This window comes from Pseudomonas sp. LBUM1673 (assembly GCF_059695645.1).
Map to the genome: position 1 here is coordinate 1,311,644 of NZ_CP166780.1, position 20,809 is coordinate 1,332,452.

The 20,809-nt window shown below is 59.4% G+C and carries 26 protein-coding genes; 22 read left to right on the plus strand and 4 right to left on the minus strand.

The window, feature by feature from the left end; all coding sequences use genetic code 11:
- Nucleotides 1-31: 31 nt before the first annotated feature.
- From ACA044_RS05815 to recX, 17 genes are all read left to right on the plus strand, one after another.
- On the plus strand, nucleotides 32-379 hold the full coding sequence (locus tag ACA044_RS05815; RefSeq protein WP_018926973.1) for a phage tail tube protein: 348 nt from the start codon (nucleotides 32-34) through the stop codon (nucleotides 377-379).
- On the plus strand, nucleotides 376-672 hold the full coding sequence (locus tag ACA044_RS05820; protein WP_497445519.1) for a phage tail assembly protein: 297 nt from the start codon (nucleotides 376-378) through the stop codon (nucleotides 670-672). The genes ACA044_RS05815 and ACA044_RS05820 overlap by 4 nt, the downstream gene beginning before the upstream one ends.
- 130 nt (nucleotides 673-802) lie before the next feature.
- A complete protein-coding gene (locus ACA044_RS05825; protein WP_497445520.1) occupies nucleotides 803-2,578 on the plus strand; it encodes a phage tail tape measure protein in 1,776 nt (591 codons plus the stop codon).
- The gene (locus tag ACA044_RS05830) at nucleotides 2,565-3,803 is read left to right on the plus strand and encodes a DNA circularization protein (protein WP_497445521.1); all 1,239 of its coding nucleotides are present in this window, start codon (nucleotides 2,565-2,567) and stop codon (nucleotides 3,801-3,803) included. The genes ACA044_RS05825 and ACA044_RS05830 overlap by 14 nt, the downstream gene beginning before the upstream one ends.
- 3 nt (nucleotides 3,804-3,806) lie before the next feature.
- The gene (locus tag ACA044_RS05835; RefSeq protein ID WP_497445522.1) at nucleotides 3,807-4,850 is read left to right on the plus strand and encodes a phage baseplate assembly protein; all 1,044 of its coding nucleotides are present in this window, start codon (nucleotides 3,807-3,809) and stop codon (nucleotides 4,848-4,850) included.
- Between the two features lie 227 nt (nucleotides 4,851-5,077).
- Complete coding sequence (locus ACA044_RS05840) at nucleotides 5,078-5,587, plus strand: phage baseplate assembly protein V (RefSeq protein ID WP_038979176.1); 510 nt, start codon at nucleotides 5,078-5,080, stop codon at nucleotides 5,585-5,587.
- Nucleotides 5,587-5,985: a phage GP46 family protein gene (locus ACA044_RS05845; RefSeq protein ID WP_497445523.1), complete on the plus strand. Its 399-nt coding sequence runs from the start codon at nucleotides 5,587-5,589 to the stop codon at nucleotides 5,983-5,985. The genes ACA044_RS05840 and ACA044_RS05845 overlap by 1 nt, the downstream gene beginning before the upstream one ends.
- Nucleotides 5,975-7,018: a baseplate J/gp47 family protein gene (locus ACA044_RS05850; RefSeq protein WP_497445524.1), complete on the plus strand. Its 1,044-nt coding sequence runs from the start codon at nucleotides 5,975-5,977 to the stop codon at nucleotides 7,016-7,018. The genes ACA044_RS05845 and ACA044_RS05850 overlap by 11 nt, the downstream gene beginning before the upstream one ends.
- Nucleotides 7,006-7,605 carry a YmfQ family protein gene (locus tag ACA044_RS05855; protein ID WP_497445525.1) on the plus strand — a complete coding sequence of 200 codons (600 nt, stop codon included), beginning with the start codon at nucleotides 7,006-7,008 and terminating at the stop codon, nucleotides 7,603-7,605. The genes ACA044_RS05850 and ACA044_RS05855 overlap by 13 nt, the downstream gene beginning before the upstream one ends.
- An 11-nt stretch (nucleotides 7,606-7,616) precedes the next feature.
- Nucleotides 7,617-8,810 (plus strand): glycine-rich domain-containing protein, encoded by a 1,194-nt coding sequence (locus ACA044_RS05860; RefSeq protein ID WP_497445526.1) that lies wholly within the window; start codon nucleotides 7,617-7,619, stop codon nucleotides 8,808-8,810.
- Complete coding sequence (locus tag ACA044_RS05865; RefSeq protein WP_497445527.1) at nucleotides 8,807-9,235, plus strand: tail fiber assembly protein; 429 nt, start codon at nucleotides 8,807-8,809, stop codon at nucleotides 9,233-9,235. Before ACA044_RS05860 ends, ACA044_RS05865 begins: the two co-directional genes overlap by 4 nt.
- Nucleotides 9,236-9,290: 55 nt before the next feature.
- A complete protein-coding gene (locus ACA044_RS05870) occupies nucleotides 9,291-9,716 on the plus strand; it encodes a cell wall hydrolase (protein ID WP_497445528.1) in 426 nt (141 codons plus the stop codon).
- Nucleotides 9,713-10,222 (plus strand): lysis system i-spanin subunit Rz, encoded by a 510-nt coding sequence (locus ACA044_RS05875; RefSeq protein WP_497445529.1) that lies wholly within the window; start codon nucleotides 9,713-9,715, stop codon nucleotides 10,220-10,222. The genes ACA044_RS05870 and ACA044_RS05875 overlap by 4 nt, the downstream gene beginning before the upstream one ends.
- Nucleotides 10,223-10,281: 59 nt before the next feature.
- The gene (locus ACA044_RS05880; RefSeq protein ID WP_497445530.1) at nucleotides 10,282-11,130 is read left to right on the plus strand and encodes an alpha/beta hydrolase family protein; all 849 of its coding nucleotides are present in this window, start codon (nucleotides 10,282-10,284) and stop codon (nucleotides 11,128-11,130) included.
- Between the two features lie 165 nt (nucleotides 11,131-11,295).
- On the plus strand, nucleotides 11,296-11,796 hold the full coding sequence (locus tag ACA044_RS05885) for a CinA family protein (protein WP_497445531.1): 501 nt from the start codon (nucleotides 11,296-11,298) through the stop codon (nucleotides 11,794-11,796).
- 83 nt (nucleotides 11,797-11,879) lie between these two features.
- Entirely contained in the window at nucleotides 11,880-12,932 is a 1,053-nt protein-coding gene (gene recA / locus ACA044_RS05890; RefSeq protein WP_007907270.1) for a recombinase RecA, read from the plus strand.
- Between the two features lie 8 nt (nucleotides 12,933-12,940).
- On the plus strand, nucleotides 12,941-13,408 hold the full coding sequence (recX, locus tag ACA044_RS05895) for a recombination regulator RecX (protein ID WP_497445532.1): 468 nt from the start codon (nucleotides 12,941-12,943) through the stop codon (nucleotides 13,406-13,408).
- 43 nt (nucleotides 13,409-13,451) lie between these two features.
- Here the strand turns inward: recX and ACA044_RS05900 are convergent, their stop codons facing one another.
- Nucleotides 13,452-14,570 (minus strand): LOG family protein, encoded by a 1,119-nt coding sequence (locus ACA044_RS05900; protein ID WP_497445533.1) that lies wholly within the window; start codon nucleotides 14,568-14,570, stop codon nucleotides 13,452-13,454.
- 489 nt (nucleotides 14,571-15,059) lie between these two features.
- On the opposite strand from ACA044_RS05900, the gene ACA044_RS05905 reads away from it, so the two are divergent.
- Entirely contained in the window at nucleotides 15,060-15,254 is a 195-nt protein-coding gene (locus tag ACA044_RS05905) for a hypothetical protein (protein WP_497445534.1), read from the plus strand.
- On the opposite strand, the gene ACA044_RS05910 is transcribed toward ACA044_RS05905, so the two are convergent.
- Nucleotides 15,255-15,680 (minus strand): PA3611 family quorum-sensing-regulated virulence factor, encoded by a 426-nt coding sequence (locus ACA044_RS05910; protein ID WP_497445535.1) that lies wholly within the window; start codon nucleotides 15,678-15,680, stop codon nucleotides 15,255-15,257. It abuts the gene before it with no gap.
- Nucleotides 15,681-15,868: 188 nt separating this feature from the next.
- On the opposite strand from ACA044_RS05910, the gene ACA044_RS05915 reads away from it, so the two are divergent.
- The 3 genes from ACA044_RS05915 to ACA044_RS05925 all read left to right on the plus strand — a co-directional run bounded on the left by ACA044_RS05915 (nucleotide 15,869) and on the right by ACA044_RS05925 (nucleotide 17,981).
- A complete protein-coding gene (locus ACA044_RS05915; RefSeq protein WP_497445536.1) occupies nucleotides 15,869-16,627 on the plus strand; it encodes a tRNA-uridine aminocarboxypropyltransferase in 759 nt (252 codons plus the stop codon).
- 265 nt (nucleotides 16,628-16,892) lie between these two features.
- Nucleotides 16,893-17,543 (plus strand): response regulator transcription factor ErdR, encoded by a 651-nt coding sequence (gene erdR / locus ACA044_RS05920; RefSeq protein WP_018926954.1) that lies wholly within the window; start codon nucleotides 16,893-16,895, stop codon nucleotides 17,541-17,543.
- A gap of 75 nt (nucleotides 17,544-17,618) precedes the next feature.
- Entirely contained in the window at nucleotides 17,619-17,981 is a 363-nt protein-coding gene (locus ACA044_RS05925) for a diacylglycerol kinase (protein WP_007907286.1), read from the plus strand.
- On the opposite strand, the gene ACA044_RS05930 is transcribed toward ACA044_RS05925, so the two are convergent.
- On the minus strand, nucleotides 17,978-18,904 hold the full coding sequence (locus ACA044_RS05930) for a LysR family transcriptional regulator (protein ID WP_497445537.1): 927 nt from the start codon (nucleotides 18,902-18,904) through the stop codon (nucleotides 17,978-17,980). The two genes, ACA044_RS05925 and ACA044_RS05930, sit on opposite strands and share 4 nt — an antisense overlap.
- A gap of 151 nt (nucleotides 18,905-19,055) precedes the next feature.
- Here ACA044_RS05930 and fpr point away from each other — a divergent pair, with 151 nt between their 5' ends.
- A complete protein-coding gene (gene fpr / locus ACA044_RS05935) occupies nucleotides 19,056-19,835 on the plus strand; it encodes a ferredoxin-NADP reductase (RefSeq protein ID WP_003443014.1) in 780 nt (259 codons plus the stop codon).
- A gap of 167 nt (nucleotides 19,836-20,002) precedes the next feature.
- Here fpr and tsaA read toward each other — a convergent pair whose 3' ends face one another.
- Entirely contained in the window at nucleotides 20,003-20,704 is a 702-nt protein-coding gene (tsaA, locus tag ACA044_RS05940; protein WP_497445538.1) for a tRNA (N6-threonylcarbamoyladenosine(37)-N6)-methyltransferase TrmO, read from the minus strand.
- Between the last annotated feature and the right edge of the window lie 105 nt (nucleotides 20,705-20,809).

The window sequence follows — 20,809 nt, forward strand, 5'->3', positions numbered from 1 at the left end:
CGTGGGCTTTTTATTTGAAGGGAGAAACACCATGGGTCAACTGATTGCGGGCACCTGCTACGTCAAAGTGGACGGCGCTCAACTGACTATCAACGGCGGCTGCGAAGCGCCATTGATGGCCGTTAAACGGGAAACCGTCGTGCCGGGCTTCTACAAGGAAACCGACATCGCGCCGTCGTTCAAAGTGACGGCGCTGCACACCGCGGACTTCCCGCTCAAGCAACTGATCGCAGGCTCCGACATGACCGTCACCTGCGAATTCAGCAACGGCAAAGTCTACGTACTGGCCGGCGCTTATCTGGTGGAAGAGCCGGTATCCAAAGGCGATGACGCCACCATCGAACTGAAATTCGAAGGCATCAAGGGGACCTGGCAATGACCAACGCCGTGAAGCTTCAAGTTGCGATCGAAGCCCACGGTGAGCCCTTGACCGAACTCAACCTGCGCCGTCCGACGGTGCAGGAAGTGCGGGCGATCAAGGCGCTGCCGTACAAGATCGACAAGAGCGAAGAGGTCAGCCTCGACATGGACGTCGCGGCCAAATACATCGCGGTGTGCGCCGGCATTCCGCCGTCGTCGGTCAACCAGCTGGATCTGGCTGACCTCAACGCGTTGAGTTGGGCCGTCGCGAGTTTTTTCATGAGTGCGGCGTCGGCGCCATCACCGACCTGATCGCAGTCGCCTATGACCTGGCCTGGTTCTGGAAGGTTGACCCCGAACAGATGATGGCCAGGCCACTGGATGTGCTCCGCGAATCCCTGGAGCACGCGCAACGGATCAATGCGATGCAGCAGGTGCAGTGATGGCAGACACAGAAACGAAAGAGAAAACCTCGGTGCCGCTCACGGGCATCGATGAACTGTCACCCAAGCTCGGTGCCCTTCGGGCAAAGGTCGAGAGCTTCAAGAAAAACCTGGAGCAGACCGGCCTCGGCAAACTGGACATCAGCGGTTTGTTCAAGGGCGGCAGCGTGATCACGCCGTTCGTGGACGGGATCAAGGCGTCTGCTGCGTTCCAGGGCAAATTGGCCGAGGTCAGTGAGACGGCCAAAACGGTCGACATGCCCGCAGCGCCGAAAACCGCCGCGCAGAACCTGAATGTGTTCAGCGCGTCGATGGAAAAAGTCTCCGCCGCCGTGGACGCCGCGCTGTTGCCGGCGGTCGGTGCGGTAGCGGTCGGTCTTGAGCCGTTGCTGACTGGTGTCGGCAGCCTGCTCAACGACAACCCGAAACTGGTCGAAGGCCTGGCGGCAGGTGCCATTGCGTTCTCGGCGATGCAAACCGCCGTGACCGGCGCCACTCAGGTGTTCGATCTGATGAGCATGGTGCTCAAGACCAATCCGATCATGCTGATCGCCATGGGCATTGCCGTGGCGGCCGGTTTGATCGTGGCCAACTGGACACCGATTTCTGCTTTCTTCGGCAATCTGTGGGAGGGGGTGAAAAACGCCGCGGCGAACGCCATGGCGTTATTGAAATCGGTGCTCGACTGGCGACCGCTGGATACACTGGCGGCGCTGTGGGAACCGCTGACGGGATTCTTCTCGGGGATCTGGGAAAACATCAAAGCGGTCACCGCCCCGGTAATCGACTTCTTCAAGACAGTGTTCTCCTGGACCCCCTACGGCATGATCCTGGAAAACTGGGGGCCGTTGACCGGCCTGTTCTCGGCGATCTGGGAGCTGCTCAAAGCGTTAAGCGTACCGGCGATGGCCTTCCTCAAAGGCCTGTTCGACTGGACACCGTTGGGCATGGTCATCAACAACTGGGGCGCGCTTACCGGGCTCTTCGCCTCGATCTGGACGGCGTTGCAACCGGCGGCGCAAGTCATCAAGGACTTTTTCCGCACGCTGTTCGATTTCTCCCCTCTGGGGATGATCGTCAATAACTGGGGCAGCATCGTCACATTCTTCGAACCGATCTGGGCAGCGCTGCAAGCCTCCGCGCAACAGGTCAAAAGCTTCTTCGCGAGCCTGTTTGAGTGGTCGCCGCTGGAGCAGATTGCGATGTACTGGCAGCCGATCAGCGAAGTGTTTTCGGCGCTGTGGGGCGTGGTGCAGGCGTTGGCCGCTCCGGTGCTGGAGTTTTTGCACAACATGTTCGAATGGACGCCGTTGGGACAGATCATCAAGAACTGGGGACCGATTACCGAGTGGTTCGGTGAGCTTTGGCAAAAATTGCAGACCGTGATCGCACCGATCAAGGAACTGTTCGACGGCGGCTTCGCCGGGTTGATCGCCAACGTCACCGGCAAGGTCGAAGGCCTCACCGAGGCGCAACGCCAGACCAATGCTGAAGGCAAGGGTGAGCTGGCGCCGGCGTTCTTTGGTGCGAGCCCTTCACCGGCGGCGAACAATGCGCTGCAGGGCGGCTCTCTGCCGCAAACCTCCAGCACCCTGATCCAGCAAACCGCCGCCAACAACCGCACGCAACTCGAAGGCGGCCTGACCGTGCGCTTCGAAAACGCGCCGGCCGGGATGCGCACCGATCAACCGCAAACCAATCAACCGGGGCTGTCGCTCAATTCGCGCATCGGCTATCGCTCGCTGTCTATGGGAGGTTCCAATGAACTGGCGTGACCGTTTGTTGCCGGCATCCTTTCGCGGTGTCGGTTTTTGGGTCGATCAGGCGAAAACCCCGGTCGGCCACAAGGGCCAGTTGCACGAGTATCCGCAACGTGATCAGCCGTTTTTCGAAGGCCTTGGCCAACAGGCGAAGATCCACGACTTGACGGCCTTCATCGTCGGCGCCGATTGCCTGGAGCAGCGTGACAAACTGCTCAAGGCACTGGAGCAGGGCAGTGGTGAACTGGTCCACCCGTGGCTGGGGCGGATGCAGGTCAAGGTCGGTGAATGCGACATGACCCACACCCGCCAGGACGGCGGGCTGGTGACCTTTGCCCTGAAGTTCTACCCCGATCAACCCCTGCAGTTTCCGACGGCCACGGTCAGCACGCAAAAGGTGCTGCTGTCATCGGCGGACACGCTGCTGGGCTCGGCGGTGGCGCGTTTCGAACAGGCCATGACCCTGATCAAGGCCGCGCGGATCGGCATCGCCAATCTGCGTAACAGCCTGACCGGGGTCTATGAAGTGATCCAGGAACAGCTCAAACCGTTGATCGAGGAGTACCGGAAAATCAGCGAGCTGGTCAAGGCGGTCAAGGAGCTGCCCAAGGAAGTGGCGGCGGAATTCAAGGGCTTGCTCGGCGATATCAAATCGCTCAAGGACTTCGCGAAGGAGGGCTATCGTGGCGTGATTGCCAACGTTTCCCAGCAGATCGAAGCCATCCGCAAGGCCGATGCACCGAAGCTCACCACCGGCAAGGACACCACGGCGGCGGCGCAAGCCATGGCCGATCTGGTGCAGGACACGCTGCTGGTGCAGGTGGCGCAATGGGTCGCCTCGATGCCAGTGGCGTCGACGCCGGTGAAACTGACCTCGCAGCCGTCTCTGGATCATCAGACACAGCAGCCGGTCACCCGTCAGGAAGTGCCGGTCACCGACGATTTGCAGTTGTTGCAAAAGGAGTTGAACGAAGCGCTCCAACTGGCATTGAACAAGGCCAATCCCGCGCACTACCAGGCCATCAATGATGTGAAGCAGGCGTTGAATGCGCACCTCAAGGCGGTGGCGTCGTCCGGCGTGCGGCTGGTCAGTAAATCCTTTCAGGAGAGCTTGCCTGCCGTCGTCGTGGCCTATCGGCAATTTGCCGATGCCACGCGGGTCACGGAAGTGACTCAGCGCAACGGTGTTGCCCATCCGAGTTTCCTCCCGCCGAACGATTTGAAACTCTCCAGGGAGTGAGCCATGAGTGAACTGGATAACAAGGTCACCCTGACCGTCGGCGGCCTGGAATACGGTGGCTGGAAAAGCGTGGAAATCACTGCGGATCTGGAGCGTCAGTTCCGCACCTTTAAACTCAACATCACCTGGCAATGGCCGGGGCAGACCGTGGACAAACGGATCCAGCCCGGTGACGCCTGTGAAGTGCGCATCGGCCAGGATCTGGTGCTGACCGGGTATGTGTTCAAGGCCCCGATCAGTTATGACGGGCGGCAGATCAGCCTGAACATCGAAGGCAGTTCTAGTACCCAGGACCTGGTGGATTGCGCCGCGACCAACCGCCCGAACCAATGGCATGAGCAATCGTTGTTGAGCATCGTCGAAGCGCTGGCGATTACCTACAAGGTCTTTGTGGCCAGCGAAATCCCCGAGACCGCCCGGCTCAGCAGTCACACCATTGTGCCGGGGGAAACGGTGTTTCAATCCATCGACCGCTTGCTGACGTTGTTCCGGGTGTTTTCTACCGATGATGCCCAGGGCCGGCTGGTGCTGGCCCGGCCTGGCAGTGGTGGCCGGGCCAGCGATGCGCTGGAGTTGGGCAAAAATATTCTGTCGGCCAACGCGTCGATGGATTACAGCCAGGTGTTCTCCGAATACCGGGTAATCGGTCAGCACAAAGGGACGGACAAGAAGAGCGGGGCAGCGGTCAGCGAGGTTGAATCGGTGTCCACCGACCTGAGCTACAAGCGTCGGCGGGTCACGGTGATCAACGAAGGCATGCAGATCAATCCCGATCTGGCATTGCAACGGGCCAACTGGGAAAGCGCCACCCGCGTGGGCAAGGCCAAAGCCACCACCTATCAGGTGCAAGGCTGGCGGCAATCCAATGGTGATTTGTGGCGTCATAACACGTTGGTGCGGGTCAAGGATCCGGTGCTGGGGTTTGATGACGACATGCTGATCTCGAAGGTGACCTACTCGCTGTCGGCGCAAGGTTCGGTCACCACCCTGCAAGTCGCACCGCCGCATACCTTCGACGCCAATCCCGAGCCCCCGAAGAAAACCTGAGCCTTACACCGAACCCTGTAGGAGCGGGTGTGGCGAGGGGGCTTGCCCCCGTTGGGGTGCGAAGCGCACCTAAAACCAGTCACCGCGATCATGAATTAGAAAGCAGTTACCGGTTTTGCGACTGCTTCGCAGTCGAACGGGGCGATGCGGCGTTCCGACAAGCCCCCTCGCCACACAAGCCCGCTCCCACACGACCGCGTCCGACCTGATCATTGAAGGACCCCCCAATGAGCCTACTGACACGCCTCCTGGCGCGCGGCACTGTCGTGCTCGCCAACTCGGCCACCAAGCTTCAATCGCTGCAAATGCGCCTCACCGCCGGCGAAGTGAACGACGACATGGAACACTTCGAACCCTACGGTTTCACCAGCAATCCGCTGGCCGGCGCTGAAGGTATCGCCACTTTTCTGGGCGGTGATCGCTCCCACGCCATCGTGCTGGTGGTCGCCGACCGCCGCTATCGCCTCCAGTCCCTGGCCGCTGGCGAAGTGGCGATCTACACCGATGAAGGCGACAAGATCCACTTCAAGCGCGGGCGGATCATCGACATCGAAACCGCCACCCTGAACATCCGCGCCAGCAGCGCCGTGAACATCGACACACCGACCCTGACCCAGACTGGCAAGATCGTCTCCCAGGGCGATCAGATTGCCGGCGGCATCAGCCAGATCAAACACGTGCATGTCGGCGTTCAAGCGGGTAACGGCCAGACCGGCGTACCGGCGGGAGGGCAGTGATGTTCATCAGCCAAAACCTGCATGCCGCCCTGACCCGTTCAGTGCTGATCAGCCTGTTCACCTGGCGCCGCGCCGCCGATGACGATGCCCTCGACGACGAAGAACGTTTCGGCTGGTGGGGCGACACCTTTCCTACGGTGGCCGACGACCGCATCGGTTCGCGCCTGTGGCTGCTGCGCCGGGTCAAGCTGACCCGACAAACCCAGATGGACGCCGAGTTTTATGCCCGCGAAGCCCTGCAATGGCTGATCGACGACGGCCATTGCAGCGCCATCGGCATCATCAGCGAACGCCTCGACGCCCAGCGCCTGAACCTGCGCACGGTCCTGACCCTGGCCGATGGCGAGCGCCTGGACATCAACCCTGATAACAGTTGGCAGGTGATCTATGCCGTTTGAAACCCCTTCGCTGCCGGTGCTGATCAAACGCACCCAAAGCGACCTGGCCAGCGATTCGCTGCGCCAGTCCGATGCGCAAGTGCTGGCCCGCACCCTCGGTGGCGCCGCCTATGGCCTGTATGGCTACCTGGACTGGATCGCCGAGCAGATCCTCCCGGACAAGGCCGATGAATCGACCCTGGAACGGATCGCCGCACTACGCCTGAACCAGCCGCGCAAAGCCGCACAAGCGGCCAGCGGTAGCGTCAGCTTTACCGCCAGCGCCGGTGCCGTGCTGGACGTCGACACCCTGCTGCAATCAAGCGACGGTCGCAGCTACAAAGTGACCGCCGCACGCACCACCAGCAATGGCCTCAACAGCACCACCATCGCCGCACTCGAGACCGGTAGCCTGGGCAATGCCGAGGCCGGCATGACGCTGATTCCGGTGCAGCCGATCCTGGGCATTGCCGGCAACAGCTTCATCGTGCTGGCGCCGGGATTGATCGGCGGCATCGCTCGGGAAAGTCTGGAATCCCTGCGCTCCCGGGTCATCAGTTCCTACCGCATCATTCCTCACGGCGGTTCGGCCCAAGACTATGAAACCTGGGCGCTTGAATGCCCGGGCGTGACTCGCGCCTGGTGTCGCGGTAGCTATCTGGGGCCCGGTACTGTCGGCTTGTTCATCATGCGCGATGACGACCCGCAACCCATCCCGACCGCTGCGCAACTGGCCGAAGTCCAGGCCTACATCGAACCGCTGCGCCCGGTTACCGCCGAGTTGCACGTGCTGGCACCGGTACAAATGCCGGTCATTTACAGCTTGCGCCTGACCCCGGACACCACTGCTGTTCGCGCCGCCGTCGAAGCGCAATTGCGCGATCTGCATAACCGCGAAGCCGGCCTTGGTGACACGTTGCTGCTGACCCACATCGCCGAAGCCATCAGCAGCGCCACCGGCGAAAGCGACCACAAACTCTTATCGCCGACCGCCGATGTTGCAGCAACCAATAACCAGTTGCTGACCTTCGGAGGTTGCGTATGGCAGGCATAAGAACCGCCGCTCAATACCACGCCCAACTGCGCAGCCTGCTGCCCAGCGGCCCGGCCTGGGACCCCGAGCGGGTGCCGGAACTGGAAGAGGTGCTCGAAGGCGTCGCCCAGGAACTGTCCCGCATCGACGCCCGTGCCGCCGACCTGCTCAATGAAATGGACCCGGCCGGCGTCAGCGAACTGGTGCCCGACTGGGAACGGGTAATGAACCTGCCCGACCCGTGTCTGGGAGCCACCCCGTTGTTCGATGACCGCCGCCTCGCCGTGCGTCGCCGCCTGCTCGCCGTCGGCAATCAGACCATCAGCTACTACGTCGAAATCGCCAAGAGCCAGGGTTACCCCAACGCCGCCATCACCGAACTCAAAGCCCCGCGAATGGGACGGGCGCGGTTTGGCGCGACGCACTTCGGGACCTGGCAGGCGCAGTTCATGTGGACCCTGAATACCGGCGGCCGATTGCTGTTGGGGCGGCGCTTTGGCGCGAGCTATTGGGGTGAGCGCTTCGGGGCTAACCCGGGCAACGCTCTTGAATGCTTGATACGTCGGCACGTTCCGGCACACACCGTTTTACACATCAATTATGACTGAGAGGTAAGAACATGGATTTTCCAATTAGCGCGCCCGGCGTTGGGCTGGTAGGTGGCAAATTTGTAGATGAAGACCCATTGCTTGGGACGCCGGGATCCTTGATTCCTTCCCAGTGGGGCAATGCGGTCACTGAGGAAATACTCAATGTGATTTCAGCGGCGGGCCTTGCCCCGGATGAGGAAAGTAACAATCAACTCATTGCTGCCATCCGTCTTGTAAATAAACAGCCGACTCTTCTCGCGGATACTGGCGCGGCCAATGTGTATTCGGCAACTAACTCCCCAGCGTTAACTGCGCTTCCAGATTCTGGCTACTTTCAGCGCCTTGTAATCGCCCATGCCAATACTGGCGCATCGACCTATGCGCCTGATGGTTTGGCAGCCAAGCCGATTTATGGTCTGGGTTTGCAACCTCTTCAAGGAGGCGAGTTGCCCGTCGGTGTGGCTGTGCTGATGTATCTGGTACAGGCAGGGGTAAACGGCGGGAACGGCGCCTGGATTGTCATCGAATCGTTGGGCGGTGCATCGCAAACTGCTCCAGCCACGCAAAGCCGGCACGCCATGCAATTGGGGCAGGCTGTAGGTCGGCTGCTCAACATCCAGACCATTACTGCCAGCGGCACGTATACCAAGACAACAGGCACAACCAAAATCAGGGTGCGCGGTGTCGGCCCTGGCGGCGGCGGAGGTGGCACTGCGGCTACCAGTGCATCCCAGTCTGCGGCTGGCGGTGGCGGTGGTGCTGGCGCCTATGGGGAAGGCATTTATGATGCGACCGGGTTCACCACTCAATCGGTTGTGATCGGCTCCCCCGGGACTGGTGTGCCTGGCGCTAACGGTACTGCTGGCGGTACGAGCAGTTTCGGTAGCCTGCTGACCTTGCCGGGCGGTAATGGCGGCGGTTTTAGCACTGCTGCTGCCAGTTTTGCACAGCAAGGCGGAAGTGGTGGCGGTCCAAGTACCGCCCCATCCGGTGCCAACATTCTCGGAACTCCTGGCGATGCCGGTGGCGTCGGCCGCCTTTACCAGCTATCCAGCGTAGAAGGGGGGGCGGGCGGGAAATCGCCATTTGGCGCAACAAACAATTTTGGAGCTGTTGCCGGTTATGGCGTTGGAGGCGTCGGTCAGCGCGCTTTAGCATCTTCAAGCGCAAGCGCAGGCTCTATAGGTGGACCTTCATTTTTCAGTGTCGAGGAATACGCATGAGAACTTTTTCCCGAATTGAGAACGATATCGTGGCGGAGCTTTTCCCACCTTCCGGGTTCCCTGTAGAGCTGATCCCGGAAGACGGCGATATCCGGTCGCTGTTCCATCCAACCCTGATTTGGGTGGAAGTTACCGACCTTGATCCTCAGCCAGCAGTGGGCTGGACCTACAAAGCCGGAGTTTTTTCCGCGCCTGTTCCGTATGTGCCAGCCCCCGATGAAATCCTGACAGCAAACAAAATGCAGCTTGAATCGCTTCAGACAGCAGCGTCGCAGGTAATGACGCCGCTTCTGTTATCCCTTCAGTTGGGTGATGCGACCGATGCTGAAACGGCCCAGGCAAGGCTTTGGCAGGCGTACTCACGGGCGCTGAAAGCCGTTGATCTGACGATTGACAGACCGGTTTGGCCGACAGTCCCGGCCTGATCGAAATAGAACACACAGCCGCCTACGGGCGGCTTTTTTTTGCCTGGAAACAGTGATGACTGTAACCGAAAAAGACAGTGACATTCTCGCGCGCACGCTGTGGGGGGAGGCGCGAGGCGAAAGCCTGACCGGTCAGATCGCCGTGGCCTGGACCATCCGCAACCGCGTGAATGACGGAAAGGCCAGGTCGTGGTGGGGGGAGGGCTATGCTGGCGTTTGCCAGAAACCCTACCAGTTCAGCTGCTGGAACAAGAACGACCCGAACTTTCCATACCTGAGCGGCGCGAAGTCGATCCCGGCCGTTGAATTCTCTCGGGCGCAAAAGGCTGCCGACCTGGTGATGTCCGGCGTCGTGCAGGATCCGACTGGCGGCGCCACGCACTATTACGCCACCACGATGCCGAAGGCTCCGGCCTGGGCCGATGGGGCCAAACAGACGCTGAAGCTCGAGCGGCACGTCTTCTTCAAGGAAGTGCCATGAGTCCCACGGCGATGAAAACGGTGGGTGTGCTGGTACTGGTGCTGATGACGGCAGGTGGGGTGTGGACGGTGCAGGGATGGCGCTACGGCAATCAGCTAGCCGAGCAGGCGGCGCTCCACCGGGCCGATCTAGACATCATCGACAAGGCGGCCATCGCGCAGCAGCAGGCAGAGCAGGGTAAACGTCTGGTGCTCGAGCAGCGGCTTTCGTCCAGCGAACAATCTCACTACAAGGAGCTGAGCGATGCTCAAACCAATCAAGCGCGCCTGCGTGATCGCCTTGCCACTGCTGATATGCGGTTGTCAGTCCTTCTCGACACCTCGGATCCAGTCGGTGGCCGTTCAGTGCCCGCCAATACCGGTTCCGGCGGCGTGGTTCATGGAGGCACGCGCGCCCGACTTGACCCAGCGCATGCTCAACGAATTATCGGAATTACCGACGCCGGCGATCAAGGACTGATCGCTCTGACAGCATGCCAGGCGTATGTGCGAGAACTGCATAAATAGGGATTGTGCTTGGTTTATGCGAACAGCAAATTTAACCTCTTAAGATAGGGATAATGAACATGATGAAGAAAGGTTTGCCACTTGTATTGGCTCTGATGGCCAGTGTCGGAACAGCGTGGGCTGAAGATGTCCTGACAGCAACCCGCAAGGCTAGCGACATGGCAGCGAGTGCTGTATTTCCTTCGAGCATGGTGACGACAGACTATGTAGAGGCCAACGCGGCAGGCGAGCCATACCTGATAAAGTGCACCGCCCAAGCGAATCGCATCATTCTTTACCTGCACACATGGTCTGCTGATTACCAGAGCGTCAAAACTGTTTTTCCCGAGCTGGCGGGTCTGAGCCGTGCCTGCATTATTTCGCCGAACTTCAATGGGCCAAACACTACGCCGCAAGCAATGGGTTCTGACGATTCGCTGGCGCGCATCGATATCGTCCTGCAGGAAGTGCAGTATAAGACAGGCCTTTCACGCATCTATGTAGCTGCGGCGTCAGGCGGTACGATGGCGGCCCTGAATTACATGGGCAAGTACCCGGGCAAGGTGCACCTGGCATCGTTGTGGCTGGTGATCCACGATTTGGCGTCGATCTACACCACGACTCAGGATCAGCAGCTCAAGGACAACATGCTGACGGTCCTTGGCGCTCCACCGTCCGGCCCGAACGATCCTGCCTATCTGGCAAGGTCGCCGCGGGCTCGGTTGGAGACAGTCAAAGGTCCTTCCAGGCTCATGCTGAACGTGGGCACACTGGACGTCAGCACACCCGCCGCTCAAGCAGATATGGCAAAGGCGCAGATCAATTCTGTGGCGCCTGATGTTGGCGTTTCCATAAAGGCTTGGCCAATTGCACATACGTTTGATGCATCATCTCGGCTGGAGGCAATCAAGCAACTGCTCCTCGAGTAATGGATGAGCAGTTTTGGTCCGGTGTGACCGCGGACTGATTGCCCTGCAGGCTTGTCAGGCCTATGTCAGAGCCCTCGCTCGCTAACATTTTGATCGGTCCTGAACCTTGCAAGCGTGATCGGCTCGTGTACGGTAGGCCTCATTCCGCTCGATCAGGAGAGAGCCGTGAAAGATATCACTCAGCTGGCCGCTGAACTTGGCAGACGCTTGCAGGTTCTCAATGCCCACGTTACCGCTGCCGAATCCTGCACCGGCGGTGGGATTGCCGAGGCAATCACCCGTATTCCGGGGAGTTCGGCGTGGTTTGAGGCTGGTTATGTCACGTACTCCAACCGCCAGAAAACCCAGCAATTGAATGTCCCTGCCGAGTTGTTTGAGACGGTCGGGGCGGTCAGTCGCGAGGTGGTCGAGGCCATGGTCCGCGGCGCGCAGGAAAAAAACCGGGCGCGTTTTGCCGTGGCGGTCAGTGGTGTGGCCGGGCCGGACGGCGGTTCGCCGAGCAAGCCTGTGGGCACGGTGTGGCTGGCCTGGGGCGTCGGTGAGCAGGTGTTCAGCGAGGTGCAGTACTTTGTCGGTAACCGTGATGAGGTCCGCCGACAAACGGTGAAGGCCGCGCTAGAGGGGCTGCTGCGGCATGCCGCTGGAGAAATCTCAAATCAGGGGTAGGCGATCCTGAAACGCTGTGGAATAATACTGGCTACTTATACAGGTGTTGGCCGTCAGGCCTTATTGATTACGTGAGGACTTTAATGGACGACAACAAGAAGAAAGCCTTGGCTGCGGCCCTGGGTCAGATCGAACGTCAATTCGGCAAGGGTGCCGTAATGCGTATGGGCGATCAGGACCGTCAGGCGATCCCGGCCATTTCCACGGGCTCTCTGGGTCTGGACATCGCGCTCGGCATTGGCGGCCTGCCAAAAGGCCGTATCGTTGAAATCTACGGTCCTGAATCCTCCGGTAAAACCACCCTGACACTGTCGGTGATCGCCCAGGCTCAAAAAGCCGGCGCGACCTGCGCATTCGTCGACGCCGAACACGCCCTCGACCCTGAGTACGCCGGCAAACTGGGCGTCAACGTCGACGACCTGCTGGTTTCCCAGCCGGACACCGGCGAGCAGGCCCTGGAAATCACCGACATGCTGGTGCGTTCCAACGCGGTTGACGTGATCATCGTCGACTCCGTGGCCGCTCTGGTGCCAAAGGCTGAAATCGAAGGCGAAATGGGCGACATGCACGTGGGCCTGCAAGCCCGTCTGATGTCCCAGGCGCTGCGTAAAATCACCGGTAACATCAAGAACGCCAATTGCCTGGTGATCTTCATCAACCAGATCCGTATGAAAATCGGCGTGATGTTCGGCAGCCCGGAAACCACCACCGGTGGTAACGCGCTGAAGTTCTACGCATCGGTTCGTCTGGACATCCGCCGTACTGGTGCGGTGAAAGAAGGTGATGAAGTCGTCGGTAGCGAAACCCGCGTCAAAGTCGTGAAGAACAAGGTCGCTTCGCCGTTCCGTCAGGCCGAGTTCCAAATTCTTTACGGCAAGGGCATCTACCTCAACGGTGAGATGATCGACCTGGGTGTTCTGCACGGTTTCGTTGAGAAGTCCGGCGCCTGGTATGCCTATGAAGGCACCAAGATCGGTCAGGGCAAGGCTAACTCGGCCAAGTTCCTGGCAGACAATCCGGAAATCGCCGCCAAGCTCGAGAAGCAGTTGCGTGACAAGTTGCTGACCCCGGCGCCGGACGTCAAAGCATCGCCGGTCAAAGAGACTGCCGACGACCTGGCTGACGCTGATATCTGATTGATCCGATGACCGCCGTACTCGATACACTCGTCGCGGTGCGGCGAACCGCAATGGACCTGCTCGCGCGACGCGAGCACGGTCGAGTCGAGCTGACGCGTAAATTGCGTCAGCGCGGCGCCCTCCCTGAAATGATCGACACAGCACTCGACCGCTTGACAGAAGAGGGCCTGTTGTCCGAGTCCCGTTACCTCGAAAGCTTCGTTTCCTACCGTGCCCGTTCCGGCTATGGCCCTATGCGTATTCGCGAAGAGTTGAGCCAGCGCGGCCTGCAACGTACCGACATCGAACTGGCGTTACGCGAGAGCGGCATCAACTGGCAGGAACAACTGGAAGACACCTGGCGGCGCAAATTTTCCGGGCATTTACCGATAGACGCCCGGGAACGTGCCAAACAGGGCAGGTTCCTGAGTTATCGGGGATATTCCATGGAAATGATCAGCCGCTTGTTCAGCGGCCGAGGGATGGACGATTGACTGAAACGGCTCGCTATTTCGATAGCGGGCCGTTTTTTTTGCTTCACGTTACCTTGGACGGTTCCCGTGTGCGTTGTTGCGCCTGGGGTTTGGACTGGGCCCAGTTTTCCGGCAGGTTGATGTAATCCACCAATTCCCGCAGACGACCGTGGTCACGGGCGTTGAAGGTGAAGGCCAGTCGTGCCAGATGGCTGAATTGCGCTTCGTCGTGCTCCTCGCCGCTGTAGGCATGCTGATGGAAATGATCGCTCAGGCACAGGTCGGCGAATGCCTCCTGCATGTGTTCGAGCGCCCGGTCGCTGAGTTTGTGGTTCATGCGAATCACAAACTGATGCTTGAGCCAGCGGCTGGAGTGGAAGTTGCTGTAGAACTGGTTGATCTGCTCCACGGCCTCTTCGGCGCTGTAGACCAGGCTCAACAGCTTCATGTCGGTGGGCAGGATGTAGCGATTTTCCTCCAGTTGATGGTGAATGAAATCCAGCGCGCCCTGCCAGAACGTGCCGCCCGGCGCGTCCAGTAGCACCACCGGCACCAGCGGGCTTTTGCCGGTCTGAATCAGGGTCAGCACCTCCAGCGCTTCATCCAGCGTACCGAAACCGCCTGGGCACAGGACCAGTGCATCGGCTTCCTTGACGAAGAACAGCTTGCGGGTAAAGAAAAAGTGGAAGGGCAGCAGATTCCCGGTGCCATTGACCGTGGGGTTGGCATGCTGCTCGAAGGGCAGGGTGATATTGAATCCCAGGCTGTGTTCCAGGCCGGCACCTTCATGGGCCGCCGCCATGATGCCGCCGCCGGCACCGGTGATGACCATCATGTCCGAGCGCGCCAGGGCGGCGCCAAGTTCTCGGGCCAAACCATACAGTGGGTGTTCTATCGGCGTGCGGGCCGAGCCGAAAACGGTGACTTTGCGTCGCCCCTTGAACTGCTCCAGCACACGGAAGGCATGCTCGAGTTCGCGCAGGGCTTGCAGGGTGATCTTGGCATTCCAGCGGTTGTGATCTTCCTGGGCCATGCGCAGCACAGTCAGGATCATGTCGCGGTAAATCGGGATGTTGGGGCTGTTGGGTGAAACCAGGTTGAGTTGTTCTTCGACCTTGCTGGCGAGGTCGTGGCCGCTTTCTTGAAAATGACGGCTCAGGAGGTCATTCGGTTGGTAAGGCATTCAACTTCTCCTTCTGCACAGAACCCTCGGCCCGACAAAACAATTGTCGGCGCCGCGACACCCCTTGTGTCGCTGTCTGCCCAAGCCCATGCCTGGGCGCTCCACCTGACTCGGTTGCAATCGAGCCATCCATACGGGCTCTGCTTATCCCTTGAATGAAAGAAACGTTCGCACAATAAGACGCGTAGTGGGCAGCCCCTTTTCTGCCCTGAAAAAAACCAACGAGAACACTTTGAATTTAGACCCTCGCAACGATTTTCGCTGCTTGATCATTGCGCCGCAAAGTCTTTCCTGGCAACCGCTTATTGACGATTTGCAAGGTGCTTTCACCGCTCGTCTGAACGCAAGCCGTATGTCCTGCGCTCTGATTTACTAAGTGACAGGCGTGACCCGACAACTTTGCCTCAATGGCAGGACGCAACGTACAAGCAGTTCAGGGATTTTTCGCGTGATCAACAGCGATCAATGCGTGCAGGGAGGCGGGAAACCATGGCCAGAGTCACTCTGGAGATCGATGCGCAACTGTATCGATTACTGAAAGCATCGGCCGAGACCCATCATTTGAGCCTCGAAGAGGAGTGCTGCCGACGTCTGGAGGGCGGGGAGCGGCGTTCGCGCTACTTGCTGGCGCTGTTGGCAGAACTGCGCGCCGAGGATGAGCAGCGGCGCGCTAATTCCCGATGATTACTTCTTCTTGGCCGGGGTCGCTTTCGGGCAGTCCGATTCCTGATAGCTGGCGGAACCGACTGAGCGGTTGGTCTTCACTTCAGTGAAGTCGTAACGCATGACCGCGCCCTTGGCCATCAGTTTGCGGAATGATGGGTTGTTGCATACAGAGGCGCCAAGCTGGAAATACACGGCTTTCGGGTCGGCACGCATCTTGTTCGCGTGGCTGCTTTGTACGCTCAGGTGGTTGATCAGCACGTTGCCTTCGACGGTGTAGCCCTGATCAAGAATGTCTTCGTTGATCGCCCGTGGAGTGCCAACACTGCTTTGTGTGGCGACGTTTCGCAGCTCTCTGTTTAGATTCTGCTCACTCAAGGAAGCAGCCTGAGCGCTGAAGGACGACGCCAGCAAAACGGCAGCGGTGGGAACGATAAGGCGCAGCATGAAACTCTCCTGGTTCAGTGACTGGTGGTTCGACCCGTCACATGACTGTGCGTTCAGTGGCGGCGAATTATAGGGGAGGCGGCCTGGACGGTACAGGCTTGCGCCGGCCGCTCTGATAAACTGCCGCCACTTTCTGCCCTGCCGAGTGTTTTTGTGTCGATTTTCTTCCCTTGCCGGCGTTGCCCGCGATGAACCCTGAAACCCCACACTTTGCTGCAAACGCCGTAGCCCGTTTGCGCGACGAGCGCGAAGAGGCGGGCATCAAGCCGATTCAGGCCCGTGGCTGGCGGGCACCACGTTGCCGCGCCTGTCGCGTGATCGAGAGCCACTGCCTGTGTGCCTGGCGACCGCAGGTCGAAACCCGCAGCGGCGTGTGCCTGATCATGACCAACAAAGAAGTGTTCAAACCGAGTAACACCGGTTGGCTGATTGCCGATGTAGTGCGCGACAACCATGCATTCATCTGGTCGCGCACCGAAGTCGATGAACAACTGCTGGCGCTGTTGGCCGATCCCCAATGGCAACCGTACCTGGTGTTTCCGGGCGAATACGTCGAGCCCGAGCGAGTGACCCACAGCGTCGAGGTCGATAGCACCAGGCGGCCACTGTTTATTCTGCTGGACGCCACCTGGACCGAAGCCCGGAAGATTTTCCGTAAAAGCCCCTATTTTGATGCGTTGCCGATTCTGAGCCTGCTCCCCGAAAAGCTTTCGCGGTACCGGCTGCGCAGGTCCACCCGCAGTGAGCACCTGTGCACGGCGGAAGTGGCGGCGCTGTGCCTCGATCTTGCCGGCGATACGGACGCTGCATCGGCACTGGACGCTTATTTTGATGTGTTCAGCCAGCATTACCTGGACGCTAAACATCAGTTGGATATGAATGTTGCTACACCGGCCCATGCCGAGCTGATGCCCTTCGTGCTGCACGCGGCGCCCGTCGTTTGCTGAACGTCGCCCATACTGCAAAGAACAAGGCTGGCTGGCAGGGCCAGGCAACTTGACCACCCCGGCTTCGCTGGGCATGCTTGGCGCCGATTAGGGCGCGGCCAAAGTTTGATACGCCGTATTTCTTTACGTGAAGAGCTCCGTGAAGAGCCACGTGATTGGCGTTCAACGTGCCCTGTTGGTGCCGCTGCTTGGCTGCACCTCGAGTTGTTTTGGCGAGGCCTGAATGCATCGGGCGTCCCTATAAAAAAACAGGATCATTTGAAAAATGGCCACATACGAAATCCTGATTGCCGATGACCATCCTCTTTTTCGTAGCGCCTTGCATCAAGCATTGACCCTGGGCCTGGGCCCGGATGTCCGCCTGGTGGAAGTGGCGAGCATTGCGGAGCTGGAAAGCCGTCTGACTGAAAAGGCCGACTGGGATCTGGTATTGCTGGACCTGAACATGCCGGGGGCTTACGGTTTTTCCGGGCTGGTGCTGTTGCGTGGGCAGTACCCGCAGATTCCGGTGGTGATGGTGTCGGCTCAGGAAGAAGCGTCGATCATGGTGAAGTCCCGTGAATTTGGCGCCAGTGGTTTCATTCCCAAGTCCAGTGACCTGAGCGTCATCCAGAAAGCCGTACGCGCGGTACTGGATGGCGATGTTTTCTGGCCGCCTCAGGCCTTCGAAGCGGTCAGCGTTTCCGACGAAGCCAAGGCTGCCAGCGAAGGCCTTGCCAGTCTGACACCCCAGCAGTTCCGGGTGTTGACCATGGTCTGCGAAGGTTTGCTGAACAAGCAGATTGCTTACGAATTGAGCGTTTCCGAAGCGACGATCAAGGCCCACGTCACGGCCATTTTCCGTAAATTGAATGTGCGGACCCGGACTCAGGCGGCGCTGCTCTTGCAACAACTTGAGTCAATTTCAAGCCACTAAGGTGCTACGTGTTCACGCTTTTTTGACTTTGCTTAATCTAGCTTTCCCACTCCTTTTTGGTCAGTTGCCTACTTTATGTCACCTTTCAAAGGCCAGACCGGCCTCAAACGCATCCTCAACGCCTCCGGCTACTCCCTGGACGGCCTGCGCGCGGCCTTCACCGGTGAAGCGGCTTTCCGGCAATTGGTGTTGCTCAATGCCATCCTGATTCCGCTGTCGTTCTTCCTGAACGTCAGCCGTGTCGAGCAGGCGCTGCTGATTGCAGTCTGCCTGTTGGCGTTGATCGTCGAATTGCTCAATTCGGCGGTGGAAGCGGCCATTGACCGCATTTCCCTGGAGTTGCACCCGCTGTCCAAGAACGCCAAGGACATGGGCAGCGCTGCTCAGTTCGTGGCGTTGAGCATGATCGCGCTGGTGTGGGCGGTGATCCTGCTTTAAGCAATGGTGGGCAGGACGATCTCGTCGCTGCGCTGAACCCCGGCAGTGAAAGCGCGGCACAATTCGAGGAATTCGCGCATCGCCGACGTCTGGTATTTCTGTTTGTGCCAGATGAAATAGAACTGCCGCGCCAGGTCCAGATCCGGTGTTTCCACCGGCATCAGACTGCCGCGGCGGAACGCATCGCGCAGTGCCAGGCGCGAAATGCAGCCAATCCCCAACCCCGACTCCACCGCGCGCTTGATCGCTTCGGTGTGTTCCAGCTCCAGGCGAATGTTCAGCGCGCTGCGGTGGTGACGCATGGCCTGGTCAAAGGTCAGTCGCGTGCCCGAGCCTTGTTCACGGAGAATCCACGCCTCATGACTCAGCTCCTCCATGGTCGCTGTGCCGCGGTTGGCCAATGGATGCTGAGGCGCACAGAACACCACCAGCTCATCTTCGACCCAACTCTGCACTTCGATGTCCGGATGGCTGCAGTCGCCTTCGATCAGACCCAGATCAATTTCATAGTGCGCGACCTGTTGCACGATGTTGGCGGTGTTCTGCACATGCAGCTTCACCTGGCTTTCCGGATGGCGCTGCATGAAGCTGCCGATCAGCAAGGTGGCCAGGTAATTGCCGATGGTCAGGGTCGCGCCGACCGCCAGGGAGCCGAAACCGGACTTGCCGTTGAGCAGGTCTTCGATTTCCTTGGCCTGATCGAGCAGGGCCACCGCTTGCGGCAACAGCTGTTTGCCGAGGGCGTTGAGGCTCAGCCGTTTGCCGGCGCGATCGAACAGCTGGCAGCTGCACTGACGCTCTAGCTCGGTGATCGAGGTGCTTGCCGCCGACTGCGAGAGGTTGAGCAGACCCGCGGCACGGGATACGCTTTCCTGCTGGGCGACGGCGACGAATACTTGAAGTTGACGGAGAGTAAATCGCATATCGATATAACCGATAACCCTTATCTTAATAATCCATTTAACAGATATTGTGGCTGCCATTAGAATGCGATGCAATTGCGCACAGCAGCTCATTTTTCGCAGAGCAGGCGCAGAGCATGCGCAGACAAAATCTCCCAGGAGTCCCACGTACATGAGCAACATGAACCACGAGCGTGTCCTCAGTGTTCACCACTGGAACGACACTCTGTTCAGCTTCAAGTGCACCCGCGATCCGGGCTTGCGCTTCGAGAACGGTCAGTTCGTGATGATCGGCCTGCAACAGCCCAACGGCCGCCCGCTTATGCGCGCTTACTCGATTGCCAGCCCGAACTGGGAAGAGCATCTCGAGTTCTTCAGCATCAAGGTGCCTGATGGCCCGCTGACTTCCCAGCTGCAGCATCTGAAGGAAGGCGATGAGATCATCATCAGCAAGAAGCCTACCGGCACGCTGGTGCTGGATGACTTGAAGCCTGGCAAACATTTGTACCTGCTCAGCACCGGTACCGGTCTGGCGCCGTTCATGAGTGTCATCCAGGACCCGGAAACCTACGAGCGTTTCGAAAAAGTGATCCTGTGCCACGGCGTGCGTTACGTCAACGAAGTCGCTTACCGCGAGTTCATCACCGAGCACCTGCCGCAGAACGAGTTCTTCGGTGAGGCCCTGCGTGACAAGTTGATCTACTACCCGACCGTGACCCGCGAGCCGTTCGAGAACGAAGGCCGCCTGACCGACCTGATGCGCAGCGGCAAGCTGTTCAGCGACATCGGTCTGCCACCGATCAACCCGCAAGACGACCGCGCCATGCTGTGCGGCAGCCCGAGCATGCTCGACGAGACCAGCGAAGTGTTGAACAGCTTCGGCCTGAAAGTTTCGCCGCGGATGCGCGAGCCGGGTGATTACCTGATCGAGCGTGCGTTCGTCGAGAAGTAAGAAACCTGCATAACTGAAAAGCCCCCATTGCCTGTGAGGCAATGGGGGCTTTTTTATGCCCGACACAAACCTTGTAGGAGCTGTCGAGTGAAACGAGGCTGCGATCTTTTGATCCTGTTTTTTAAAGCAACATCAAAAGATCGCAGCCTCGTTTCACTCGACAGCTCCTACAGGTTGGACACAGGAATGACTTCGAGGACGCGGATCAGGTCGGGCGTGGGGTAATGCCAGCGCACGTCCACATCCCAGAACTGCGCGCCGTATTCCCTTTCCGGTGCAGGAATCTGATACGCCGGGCGTGGGTCTTGTGCCAGGCATTGCTCGATCAGCTCGATCAAGGGCTCATCAAGCCGCTGAGCGTGGCTGTGAGCCTGTTGCAGCGCTGAGTCCGTCCACTGCACGGGAATCAGCGGTGGCGGGGCGCTGGCGATGCTGTTGGACGCCGTGTCGATGATGTCGGCGTAAGGCACGTAGGGTTTGATATCGAGAACCGGTGTGCCGTCCAGCAAGTCGATGCCGGAGATCCACAGCCGATTGGCTTCGACTTTGTCCAGTTTGACCACCGATTGACCGATGCCATTGGGTCGATGCGTCGCCCGAGTGGCAAATACGCCCATGGATTTGTTACCACCCAGGCGCGGAGGGCGGACTTTCAGGCGTGGCTTTTCTTCCAGGGCCTGATGGAACAGGAACAGCAGCCAGACATGGCTGACCTGCTCCAGCCCCTGCACCGCATCACCCTGATCGAAGGGTGCCACCAGCTCCAGCACACCCCGAGCGGCCGGGGCCAGTTGCGGCTGGCGCGGAATGGCGAACTTCTCCTTGAAGCAGGAGCGCACGAAGCCGATGGGGGAAACGCTGTAGGTCATGGTGTGGGGTCGAGGCGGGGTGTGGGCGGGCATGATAACCCGACGAGCCTCAAGTCTGGTGGTGGCAGAGCCGGCCTCATCGCGGGCAAGCCACGCTCCCACAGG

Excerpts from the sequence above, each read along its gene's own strand:
- ACA044_RS05900 (WP_497445533.1), bottom strand. The coding sequence starts at position 14,570 with ATGCCTTACCAACCGAATGACCTCCTGAGCCGTCATTTTCAAGAAAGC.
- ACA044_RS05850 (WP_497445524.1), top strand. The coding sequence starts at position 5,975 with ATGCCGTTTGAAACCCCTTCGCTGCCGGTGCTGATCAAACGCACCCAA.
- recX (WP_497445532.1), top strand. The coding sequence starts at position 12,941 with ATGACCGCCGTACTCGATACACTCGTCGCGGTGCGGCGAACCGCAATG.
- ACA044_RS05855 (WP_497445525.1), top strand. The coding sequence starts at position 7,006 with ATGGCAGGCATAAGAACCGCCGCTCAATACCACGCCCAACTGCGCAGC.
- ACA044_RS05835 (WP_497445522.1), top strand. The coding sequence starts at position 3,807 with ATGAGTGAACTGGATAACAAGGTCACCCTGACCGTCGGCGGCCTGGAA.
- ACA044_RS05925 (WP_007907286.1), top strand. The coding sequence starts at position 17,619 with ATGTCACCTTTCAAAGGCCAGACCGGCCTCAAACGCATCCTCAACGCC.
- ACA044_RS05845 (WP_497445523.1), top strand. The coding sequence starts at position 5,587 with ATGTTCATCAGCCAAAACCTGCATGCCGCCCTGACCCGTTCAGTGCTG.
- ACA044_RS05860 (WP_497445526.1), top strand. The coding sequence starts at position 7,617 with ATGGATTTTCCAATTAGCGCGCCCGGCGTTGGGCTGGTAGGTGGCAAA.
- ACA044_RS05815 (WP_018926973.1), top strand. The coding sequence starts at position 32 with ATGGGTCAACTGATTGCGGGCACCTGCTACGTCAAAGTGGACGGCGCT.
- ACA044_RS05825 (WP_497445520.1), top strand. The coding sequence starts at position 803 with ATGGCAGACACAGAAACGAAAGAGAAAACCTCGGTGCCGCTCACGGGC.
- ACA044_RS05830 (WP_497445521.1), top strand. The coding sequence starts at position 2,565 with ATGAACTGGCGTGACCGTTTGTTGCCGGCATCCTTTCGCGGTGTCGGT.
- ACA044_RS05905 (WP_497445534.1), top strand. The coding sequence starts at position 15,060 with ATGGCCAGAGTCACTCTGGAGATCGATGCGCAACTGTATCGATTACTG.
- ACA044_RS05915 (WP_497445536.1), top strand. The coding sequence starts at position 15,869 with ATGAACCCTGAAACCCCACACTTTGCTGCAAACGCCGTAGCCCGTTTG.
- ACA044_RS05865 (WP_497445527.1), top strand. The coding sequence starts at position 8,807 with ATGAGAACTTTTTCCCGAATTGAGAACGATATCGTGGCGGAGCTTTTC.
- fpr (WP_003443014.1), top strand. The coding sequence starts at position 19,056 with ATGAGCAACATGAACCACGAGCGTGTCCTCAGTGTTCACCACTGGAAC.
- ACA044_RS05880 (WP_497445530.1), top strand. The coding sequence starts at position 10,282 with ATGATGAAGAAAGGTTTGCCACTTGTATTGGCTCTGATGGCCAGTGTC.
- ACA044_RS05840 (WP_038979176.1), top strand. The coding sequence starts at position 5,078 with ATGAGCCTACTGACACGCCTCCTGGCGCGCGGCACTGTCGTGCTCGCC.
- tsaA (WP_497445538.1), bottom strand. The coding sequence starts at position 20,704 with ATGACCTACAGCGTTTCCCCCATCGGCTTCGTGCGCTCCTGCTTCAAG.
- ACA044_RS05820 (WP_497445519.1), top strand. The coding sequence starts at position 376 with ATGACCAACGCCGTGAAGCTTCAAGTTGCGATCGAAGCCCACGGTGAG.
- ACA044_RS05910 (WP_497445535.1), bottom strand. The coding sequence starts at position 15,680 with ATGCTGCGCCTTATCGTTCCCACCGCTGCCGTTTTGCTGGCGTCGTCC.
- recA (WP_007907270.1), top strand. The coding sequence starts at position 11,880 with ATGGACGACAACAAGAAGAAAGCCTTGGCTGCGGCCCTGGGTCAGATC.
- erdR (WP_018926954.1), top strand. The coding sequence starts at position 16,893 with ATGGCCACATACGAAATCCTGATTGCCGATGACCATCCTCTTTTTCGT.
- ACA044_RS05870 (WP_497445528.1), top strand. The coding sequence starts at position 9,291 with ATGACTGTAACCGAAAAAGACAGTGACATTCTCGCGCGCACGCTGTGG.
- ACA044_RS05930 (WP_497445537.1), bottom strand. The coding sequence starts at position 18,904 with ATGCGATTTACTCTCCGTCAACTTCAAGTATTCGTCGCCGTCGCCCAG.
- ACA044_RS05875 (WP_497445529.1), top strand. The coding sequence starts at position 9,713 with ATGAGTCCCACGGCGATGAAAACGGTGGGTGTGCTGGTACTGGTGCTG.